Raw genomic sequence first — 10123 nt, 5'->3', positions numbered from 1 at the left:
ACGGCACGCGGGGGCCAGCAGGGGCGGGTGCGGGGTGCCCGGCCGCCGTTGAATTCTTTTCGACATCGGCTATTGACGTCGCCGTAACAGGTGGCCTAGCGTCCTGTCGAACCGCTTCGTCGAAACGCTTCGACGACGTGTTGGGAGCGATTCCAACCCTGGCCGGAGGAGGTGTGCGGTGGCCACCATGCACGACGTCGCCCGCCTCGCGCAGGTCTCGGTCAGCACCGTCTCGTACGTGCTCACCGGCACCCGGCCGATCTCGCAGGCCACCCGGAACCGGGTGTTGGCCGCGATGGCCGAGCTGGACTACCAGCCCAACGCGATGGCGCGTGGCCTGGCCAGCCGACGCAGCCGCATCCTCGGGCTGCTGATGCCGATGGACGAACGCGGACTCGGCGCCACCGAAACCGCCTTCGTCACCGGTGCCGCCGCCGCGGCCAGCGCCGCCGGTTACCACCTGGTGCTCTCCCCGGTCGGCGGGGGCAACCTCGACGACCTGCGTCGGCTGGCCAGCCAGCGGATGCTCGACGGGGTCGTGCTGATGGAGGTCCAACTGGCCGACGAGCGGGTCACCGTGCTCCAGGAGGCGGGGGTGCCGCTGGTGCTGATCGGCCGTACCGGCGACACCAGCACGCTCTCCTACGTCGACATCGACTTCGACCAGACCGTGCGGGAGGCCGTCGCGCACCTGGTCGGCCTCGGGCACCGCCGGATCGTCTACGTCAACCACTCGGCCGCCACGCTGGCCAGCGGCTACGGCCCCGCGCTGCGTACCCGGGACGCCTTCACCGCGGCCATGACCGGGCACGGCCTGGAGCCGGTGATGATCGCGGCCGAGGACAGCGCCGCCGGTGGGCGCGCCGCCCTGGCGGCCGCGTTCGCGCGGACCCCGGAGCTGACCGCGGTGCTGGCCATGAACGAGACCGCGATCTTCGGCATCCTCGGCGAACTCACCGGCCGGGGCTTGTCGGTGCCGGACGACGTCTCCGTCGTCTCGATGGTCACCTCGCCGCAGGTGGCCGAGCTGGCCACCCCGGCGCTGACCGCGATGACGTCACCCGGTTCGGCGTTGGGTCGGATCGCGATCGAGGCGCTGGTGCGCCACCTGGACGGCTCAGCCGTCGACCGCCACCAGCAGCTGTTGCCGTGCGCGTTGGAGGTCCGGGGGTCGACTGCCGCGCCCCGAAGCCGCCAGCCGATGGGGGCTGATCAGTAATTGGCCCGTCGCCGCGCTGCAACGCGACGACGGGCCCCGTGAAGTACCGGCTAGATACTCAACGAGGAGGATGCTAATGCAGCGATTCCACCGGCTTGTCGCCGCGATCGCCCTGGCCGCGACGGCGACAACCACAGTGGCCGCCTGCGGCGGTGGGGACAGCGGGGACGACAGCGACGCCAAGACCCTCAAGCTCTGGCACTACGAGAGCGAGAACAGCGCCATGGGCGTCGGCTGGGACCGGGCGATCGAGATCTTCAAGTCCGAGCACCCGGGCGTCGAGGTGCGCTTCGAGCGCAAGGCGTTCGAGCAGATCCAGCAGAACGCGGGCATGATCATCAACTCGTCCGAGGGCCCGGACATCATGGAGTACAACAAGGGCAACGCGACCGCCGGCCTGCTCTCCTCGCAGGGTCTGCTCGCCGACCTCAGCGCCGAGGCGGACAAGCGCGGCTGGGCCGGCAAGCTCAGCCCCAGCCTGCAGACCACGGCCCGGTACAGCGACAAGGGCGTGATGGGCTCCGGCAAGTGGTTCGGTGTGCCGAACTACGGCGAGTACGTCACTGTCTACTACAACAAGGACCTGTTCCAGCAGAACGGCGTCAAGGTCCCGACCACCATGGCCGAGCTGACCGCCGCGATGGACACCTTCGTCGGCAAGGGCGTCACCCCGCTGGGCATGGCCGGCGCCGAGTACCCGGCCGGGCAGCTCTTCTACCAGCTCGCGCTCTCCAAGGGCGACCGGCAGTTCGTCGACAACTACCAGCTCTACAAGAACCCGGTCGACTTCAAGGCCGACCCGCTCAAGTACGGCGCGGAGACCTTCGCCGAGTGGGTGCGCAAGGGTTACGTCGCGAAGAACTCGGCCAGCCTCAAGGCCGAGGACATGGGCACCGCCTTCATCGGCGGCAAGGTGCCGATGATCGTCTCGGGTAGCTGGTGGTACGGCCGGTTCAAGACCGAGATGAAGGCCAACTGGGACACCTTCCTCTTCCCCGGCAACACCCTGCAGGCCGGCTCCTCCGGCAACCTCTGGGTGGTCCCGGAGAACAGCAAGGCCAAGAGCCTGGCGTACGACTTCATCGACATCACCCTGCGTCCGGAGATCCAGGACCTGATCGGCAACAACGGTGGGGTTCCGGTCGCCGCTGACGCGTCGAAGATCAGCGACCCGAAGGACCGGAAGCTGATCGAGGACTTCAACACGGTCAGCAAGTCCGACGGGCTCGCCTTCTACCCGGACTGGCCGGTCCCCGGCTACTACGACGTGCTGGTCTCCGGCTTCCAGGGTCTGATCAACGGCTCGAAGTCGCCCGACCAGGTGCTCGACACGATCGCCAAGCCGTACGCCGATGGCGTCAAGGAGATCACCGGCAAGTGACACGGCGAGCGGCGGGCGCGACCGGCACGACCGGCGCGCCCGCCCGTCCCGCCGGGAAGGATCTTCCATGGCAGTCTCCGAGACGGTCGCCGCCACACCGCCGGCCGCGACCCCCACTCCGCCCGCGCCCCGCCGCAGACGCCGCGGCCGCAACGCGGCGTACTGGCTCTACCTGCTCCCCGGAGCGGCGCTCTTCCTGCTGGTCATCGGTGCGCCGCTGGTCGGCACCCTCTACCTGTCGCTGACCAAGTGGTCCGGCATCGGCGACCCCCGGTGGGTCGGCCTGGACAACTACCAGCAGTTGCTGCACGACGACGTGTTCTGGGCGTCGTTCCGCAACACCGTCTGGATGCTCGTCGCGATGGTGGTGGTGCCCACAGTGCTCGGGTTGCTGCTGGCCGCGGTGCTCTTCGACGTCATCGGCCGCCGGTTCAAGCCCCGCACCGCCGCCGCCCTGCGGGCCGCGTTCTACCTGCCGCAGGTGCTGCCGGTCGTGGTGGCCGGCATCGTCTGGGGTTGGATCCTCCGCCCGGACGGCGCGTTCAACAGCCTGCTCGACGCGGTTGGTCTCGGTGCGCTGCGTCACGACTGGCTCGGCGACCCGGGCACCGCCCTGCCGGCCGTGATGGCGGTGATGATCTGGGTGCAGATCGGTTACCCGGTGGTCGTCTTCATGGCGGCGTTGCAGCGGGTCGACCCCGAGCTGTACGAGGCGGCCGAGGTCGACGGCGCGAACTGGCTGCACCGGTTCCGGGCGATCACCCTTCCGCAGATCCGGCCGGAGACCTTCGTGGTGGCGCTGACCTGCACCATCGCCGCGTTGAAGGTGTTCGGGCCGATCTTCGCGCTGACCCGGGGCGGGCCGGACAACGCGACGAACGTGCCGTCCTACTTCGCCTACTACACGTTCTTCAAGAAGCTACAGGTCGGCTACGGCTCGGCGATCTCCACCGTGCTGACGCTGATCATCGTGGTGGTGGCCGGGGTCTTCATCTGGGTGCAGGCCAGCAGCGAGCGCCGGGACCGGGGGTTCTGAGATGGCCGTCATGCTCACACCGAGCACCGCGCCGGTGACGCCGGCCCGGCCCGTGCGCGATCGACACCACCGCGGCGTCAGCCGCTGGATGGTGCTCGCCCTGGTCACCCTCGGCGCGCTCGTCATGCTGGTGCCGTTCGCGTTCATGCTGCTCAACGCGTTCAAGTCGCCCGGCGACTACTCGTCCGGTGGCCCGCTGAGCTGGCCGACGGAGTTCTACACCAAGGGTCTGCGCACGTACTGGACCACCGTGAACTTCCCGCTGAAGCTGTGGAACTCGGCGCTCATCGCCGGTTCGGTGGCGGTACTCGGCGTCGTCGTCTCGCTGCTCAACGCGTACGCCCTGGGCATCGGCCGGGTCCGGGGCCGGCTCTGGATCGTCGGCCTCTTCCTGCTGGCCAACATGCTGCCGCAGGAGGCGCTGATCTACCCGCTGTACTACGTGGCGAAGCAGGTCGGCCTCTACAACACCCAGCTCTCGGTGATCATCATCTTCACCGTGATCCAGAGCGCGTTCGGCACCTACCTGCTCGCCTCGGTGCTGGGCACGTTCCCGCGCTCGCTGCTGGAGGCCGCCGCGCTCGACGGCGCCGGCAAGTGGACGGTGCTGTGGCGGGTGGTCTTCCCCAACCTGCGGCCCACCCTCGCCGTGCTGCTCATCTTCTTCTTCATCTGGACCTGGAACGAGTTCCTCATCCCACTGGTCATGCTGATCGACAACCAGACGCAGACCATTCCGGTCGCGCTCGCGTCGTTGCAGGGCGACCGGCTGATGGACGCCCCGACCACGAACGCCGGCGCGCTGATCAGCCTGGTGCCGGCCATCCTGTTCTTCCTCATCTTCCAGCGCACCCTGGCGCGCGGCATCACGGCAGGAGCCGAGAAGTGAAGTTCACCGACGGGTACTGGCAGCTGCGCCCCGGGGTCAGCGTCCTGCGCCCCGGCGTCGTGGAGTCGGTCGAGCCGGACGAGCGCGGCTTCACCGTCTACGCACCGACCGGTCAGCTCACCGGACGCGGCGACACCCTCAACCGTCCCCTGGTCACCGTCCGGTTCTTCGCCCCCGCCCCGGGCGTCATCGGGGTGACCATCGCCCACCACACCGGCGGGCTGCCCCGAGAGCCGCACTTCGGGCTGAGCACCGACGAGACGCACCCGGTCACCGTCGACGTCACCGGGCTCAGTGCGACGCTGACCACCGGCGAGCTGACCGCGCGGGTCGCGCTGGTCGACGGGTGGCGGGTCGACTTCCGACACGGCGACCGGTCGCTGACCGCGTCCACCGGGCGCAGCATCGGCGTCGTCACCGACGCCGAGGGCCGTCGGTACGTACACGAACGACTCGCCATCGGTGTCGGCGAGACGGTGTACGGGCTGGGCGAGCGCTTCGGCCCGTTCGTCAAGAACGGGCAGACCGTCGACGTCTGGAACGCCGACGGCGGCACCGCCAGCGAGCAGGCGTACAAGAACGTGCCGTTCTACCTCAGCAGCACCGGCTACGGGGTCTTCGTGGACCACCCGGAGCACGTGTCGTTCGAGGTCGGCTCGGAGGTCGTCGCGCAGACCCAGTTCAGCGTCGAGGGCCCGTCGCTGACCTACTACGTCATCGACGGGCCCACCCCGAAGGACGTGCTGCGCCGATACACCGCGCTCACCGGCCGGCCGGCCCGGATCCCCGCATGGTCGTACGGCCTCTGGCTGTCCACCTCGTTCACCACCTCGTACGACGAGAAGACCGTGACGGAGTTCGTCGACGGAATGGCCGAGCGCGGGCTGCCGCTGTCGGTGTTCCACTTCGACTGCTTCTGGATGCGCCAGTTCCACTGGGTCGACTTCGTCTGGGACCCGGCGACCTTCCCCGACCCGGAGGGGATGCTGCGCCGGCTGCACGAGCGTGACCTGAAGGTCTGCGTCTGGATCAACCCGTACATCGCGCAGCGCTCGTACCTCTTCGAGGAGGGCCGCGCGGCCGGCTACCTGGTCCGCAACCCGGACGGCTCGGTCTGGCAGTGGGACAAGTGGCAGGCCGGCATGGCGCTCGTCGACTTCACCAACCCGGACGCGGTCCGCTGGTTCACCGGCAAGCTCAAGGCGCTGCTGGACATGGGCGTCGACTGCTTCAAGACCGACTTCGGCGAGCGCATCCCGACCGCTGTGGTCTGGCACGACGGCTCGGACCCGCAGCGGATGCACAACTACTACTCCTACCTCTACAACAAGGCGGTCTTCGAGCTGCTGGAGACCGAACGCGGCGAGGGCGAGGCGGTGCTGTTCGCCCGCTCGGCCACCACCGGCGGGCAGCAGTTCCCGGTGCACTGGGGCGGCGACTGCGAGTCGACGTTCGTCGCGATGGCCGAGTCGCTGCGCGGCGGGTTGTCCCTGGCCGCGTCCGGTTTCGGCTACTGGAGTCACGACATCGGCGGGTTCGAGGGCACCCCCGACCCGACGGTGTTCAAACGGTGGGTCGCCTTCGGGCTGCTCTCCTCGCACTCCCGGTTGCACGGGTCCGGCTCCTACCGGGTGCCGTGGGCGTACGACGACGAGGCGGTCGACGTGCTGCGCCACTTCACCCACCTCAAGCTCGGCCTGATGCCGTACCTGGCGGCCGCCGCCGAGGAGGCGCACCGCGACGGTACGCCGGTGATGCGGCCGATGGTCGTGGAGTTCCCGGACGACCCGGCCACGGCGTACCTGGACCGGCAGTACATGCTCGGCCCGGACGTGCTTGTCGCGCCGGTGTTCAGCGCCGACGGCGACGTCACGTACTACGTGCCCGCCGGCACCTGGACGCACCTGGTCAGCGGCGCGCAGGTCACCGGCCCGGCGTGGCGGACCGAGAAGCACGGCTTCGACAGCCTGCCGGTGCTGGCCCGACCCGGCGCGGTCATCCCGTTCGGCTCCCGCACCGACCGTCCGGACTACGAGTGGGCGGACGACGTGCGGTTGCGGCTGTACGCACCGACCGAGGGGCAGCGCACCCGGGTGCGGGTACCGTCACCCGGCAACGGACCGGGCGCCGAGTTCGACGTGCGCTACGAGGGTGGGACGGCCAGTGTCGAACTGGTCGCCGGCACCTCGACGGGCTACATCTGCGAGATCCAGGGGACGGAACGATGACGCAACACCACTTCCCGGACGACTTCGTCTGGGGATCGGCCACGGCGGCCTACCAGATCGAGGGCGCGGTCAGCGAGGGCGGGCGTGGGCCGTCGATCTGGGACACCTACAGCCACACGCCCGGCCGGACGCTCAACGGCGACACCGGTGACGTGGCCGCCGACCACTACCACCGGTGGGCCGACGACCTCGGGCACATCGCCGACCTCGGGCTCGACGCGTACCGGTTCTCCATCGCCTGGCCCCGGGTGCAGCCGGGCGGCTCGGGCCGGTTCAACCAGGCGGGCATCGACTTCTACTCCCGGCTGGTGGACGGGCTGCTGGAGCGGGGCATCCGCCCGGTGGCGACCATGTACCACTGGGACCTGCCGCAGGAGCTGGAGGACGCCGGCGGGTGGGCGGTCCGGGAGACCGCGTTGCGCTTCCAGGAGTACGCGGCGGGCATCGTCGGCGCGCTGGGCGACCGGGTGCACACCTGGACGACGCTGAACGAGCCGTGGTGCTCGGCGTACCTGGGCTACGCCTCCGGCGTGCACGCGCCGGGCCGGACCGAGCCGGCGGCGGCGCTGGCCGCGGTGCACCACCTCAACCTCGCGCACGGCCTGGCCGGCCGGGTGGTCCGGGAGGTGGCCCCGGCCGCCGAGCTGTCGGTGACGCTGAACCTGCACGTCGTCCGGGGTGCGTCCGACTCCGAGGCGGACCGGGACGCGGTCCGCCGGATCGACGCGTTGGCCAACCGGGCGTTCCTCGGCCCGATGCTGGACGGGGCGTACCCGGCTGATCTGCTGGCCGACACCGCCGCCGTCACGGACTGGTCGTTCGTCCGCGACGGCGATGAGAAGCTGATCGCGGTGCCGCTGGACGTGCTCGGGGTCAACTACTACTCCAGCACCCTGGTCCGCGCCTGGGACGGGGTCTCGGCCCGCTCCGACGCCGACGGGCACGGCGCGTCGACCTCGACGCCGTGGGTCGCCGCGGACGATGTCGACTTCCTGGCGCAGCCCGGCCCCTACACCGCGATGGGGTGGAACATCGACCCGCCGGCCCTGACCGAGCTGCTGCTGCGCCTGCACCGCGAGTACCCGAACCAGCCGATGATGATCACCGAGAACGGTGCCGCGTTCGACGACGTGGTGTCGGCCGACGGCCGGATCCACGACGACCGGCGAATCGACTACCTGCGCCGGCACATCGGCGCGATGGCCGACGCCCGCGCGCAGGGCGCGGACGTGCGCGGCTACTTCGTCTGGTCGCTGCTCGACAACTTCGAGTGGGGCTACGGCTACGACCGCCGCTTCGGGATCATCCGGGTCGACTACGACACCCAGGTACGCACCTGGAAGGACAGCGCCCACTGGTACCAGCGGCTGGCCGCCACCGGTCGACTCGCGGACGCCTGACGGTCGGACCTGGTCAGACAGCGACGGGCTGGATGCGTTCGGCTGTGACCGAGCCCATCCAGCCCGTCGACCTTCATGTCAGTCCGAGGAAGCGTTCGGCAACCCGTCGAGGTAGCGGGCCGGGAGAACCGTGAGTGGCGCGTCCACGTATCCGCTCTCGACGATCTCGTCCCACGTGCGGAAGTGCTTCTTGGCGCCACCGACGATCAGATAGACGTCGCCCTGCGGGTTGCTCACCATCGTGCCGTCGCGGGGAACCCCGCCAATGCTGTCGAGGTACCGCGTGGGCAGCATCGCCGGCGTCACTCCGCCGTAACCGGTGTCGACGATCTCCTGCGGACTGTTGAACCAGACCATCGCGCCACCCACGAAAACGTAGATGCCATGATTCGGGCCGGACACCACGGTGCCGTCACGCGGCACAGTGGGAAAATTGTCGAGGTAACGGGTGGGCACGAGCGTCGGCGGCACCCCGCCGTAACCGGTGTCGACGATCTCCTGCGGACTGTTGAACCAGATCCTCGCACCGCCCGCGACCACGTAGATGCCGTGCTGCGGACCGGACACCAGGGTGCCGTTGCGCGGGACTCTCGGCAGCAGGCCGAACGTGCCGTTCGGAACGTCGGCCCATGCGGGGTTGTAGCCCGTGGAGCTGATCTCGGCAACGCTGTCGAACCAGATCGGTGCTCCTCCAGCGATGACCGAGATCGTGCCCGCCGGCTCCCGGTAGAGCGAGCCGTCGTTGAGCGGGAAGTCGACGATGCTGCCACGGACCCAGTCAGCTAGGTCGTCGACACGAATCTCGACAGCACCCTGGCGGGTCTCGGTTTCGCCGATGCATCCGGCCTGCCAGGACGTGCCGTTGATCGCTACCAGCTCCGGGCCCGTGTCGAGCTCACGGAAGGCCGGCCCACCCGCATCGCCCTTGCAGATGCTGGCCTTCACCGGATCGCGGCCCTTGATGTCGAAGACCGTCGCCGTCTGGTCGGCCCACTGTCCCACCGTGAACTGCGCCGTGTGCATCCGGTCGGGTACCCACTCGGTCGCGGTCCGGCCGAACCCCGCAACACGGAGCACCTGCCCGTAGCGTGGTTCGGCAGCGGCGAGTCTGATCGGCGTGACGTCGTTTACCGGGTTCACAAGCCGAGCAAGGACGACGTTTCGTCCTGGGTGTGGCACCAGCCTGTCGACCGCGACGACAGCACCCGTGGAGGAACTGAGACTCGCGCGCCCGGCGGTAACCGTCGTCGGGCGTGGCGGTGGACCCGAAGCCACCCCAGACGGGCCGAAACAGCTCTTGGCGGTAACCACCCACTGGGGCGCGACCAGCGCACCGGTGCAGGCGGTGCTTCCCGCCGCACCGGGCTGCCCAATCGTCAGTTTGGCCACGAAGCGGTATGTGCCGTCAGCGGCTGGGACGCCGACAGCCGCTCGTGCCGGCAGCCCCGACGAGGTCAGACCCGCCGCCACCAGAACGAGCGGCAAGGCAGCCCGCCAACCCGTTTTCACAATCCTCATAAATCATCCCCGTTTGCCGCTTCGCCAGAATTGGGCTGCCGGAATGGACAGCCTGCGCGCACAGGCAAGCAACAACGGCGATGTCACAACATCCCCCGTGTCAGCGAGACCGCGCAACCACAGGCTAGTGGTGAGGCAAGTCGGCCCACAACATCGACGTTCCCGATGATTGGCGGAAACGGTTACCGAGTGGAGCGCCCGCCACCAGGCCGGTGTGCTATTGAGCGGTATACCTCAGAGGTATGAATATGACGCTGAGGTATACCGCTCACTGGTGCCTCCGCCCCCCACGGACCTGACCGAGGGTCGCCGCCGACCAGCGAGTTCCTGGTCGGGACACGGCAACGTCTAGGTGTAGTGATCATGAGCGTTGTTGACACGGCGTGGCGGCTTGAGAAATGAAGAGACCTCCGGCGAGGTGGAAGTTGCGACGCTTTCACCTTGACCGGAGG

The 10123-nt window shown here is 69.0% G+C and carries 7 protein-coding genes; 6 read left to right on the top strand and 1 reads right to left on the bottom strand.

Annotation, left to right across the window (positions count from 1 at the left end; translation table 11 throughout):
• Positions 1-187 precede the first annotated feature (187 nt).
• The 6 genes from JM949_RS29480 (at position 188) to JM949_RS29455 (ending at position 8153) form a co-directional block, all read left to right on the top strand.
• The gene (locus tag JM949_RS29480) at positions 188-1219 is read left to right on the top strand and encodes a LacI family DNA-binding transcriptional regulator (RefSeq protein ID WP_238434110.1); all 1032 of its coding nucleotides are present in this window, start codon (positions 188-190) and stop codon (positions 1217-1219) included.
• A gap of 76 nt (positions 1220-1295) precedes the next feature.
• Positions 1296-2600, top strand: a complete 1305-nt coding sequence (locus JM949_RS29475) for an ABC transporter substrate-binding protein (RefSeq protein ID WP_203151420.1) — start codon at positions 1296-1298, stop codon at positions 2598-2600.
• 67 nt (positions 2601-2667) lie between these two features.
• Positions 2668-3636 (top strand): carbohydrate ABC transporter permease, encoded by a 969-nt coding sequence (locus tag JM949_RS29470; protein ID WP_203151419.1) that lies wholly within the window; start codon positions 2668-2670, stop codon positions 3634-3636.
• 1 nt (position 3637) lies between these two features.
• Positions 3638-4525: a carbohydrate ABC transporter permease gene (locus JM949_RS29465; RefSeq protein WP_203151418.1), complete on the top strand. Its 888-nt coding sequence runs from the start codon at positions 3638-3640 to the stop codon at positions 4523-4525.
• On the top strand, positions 4522-6753 hold the full coding sequence (yicI, locus tag JM949_RS29460) for an alpha-xylosidase (protein WP_203151417.1): 2232 nt from the start codon (positions 4522-4524) through the stop codon (positions 6751-6753). Before JM949_RS29465 ends, yicI begins: the two co-directional genes overlap by 4 nt.
• The gene (locus tag JM949_RS29455) at positions 6750-8153 is read left to right on the top strand and encodes a GH1 family beta-glucosidase (protein ID WP_203151416.1); all 1404 of its coding nucleotides are present in this window, start codon (positions 6750-6752) and stop codon (positions 8151-8153) included. Before yicI ends, JM949_RS29455 begins: the two co-directional genes overlap by 4 nt.
• Positions 8154-8231: 78 nt before the next feature.
• Here JM949_RS29455 and JM949_RS29450 read toward each other — a convergent pair whose 3' ends face one another.
• A complete protein-coding gene (locus JM949_RS29450) occupies positions 8232-9671 on the bottom strand; it encodes a S1 family peptidase (RefSeq protein ID WP_238434108.1) in 1440 nt (479 codons plus the stop codon).
• Positions 9672-10123: the final 452 nt, after the last annotated feature.

Origin of the sequence: Micromonospora tarensis, assembly GCF_016803395.1 — a bacterium.
Classification (GTDB): domain Bacteria; phylum Actinomycetota; class Actinomycetes; order Mycobacteriales; family Micromonosporaceae; genus Micromonospora; species Micromonospora tarensis.
The sequence above is the reverse complement of the archived record's forward strand: the minus strand, read 5'-3'. Positions and strand labels throughout refer to the sequence as shown.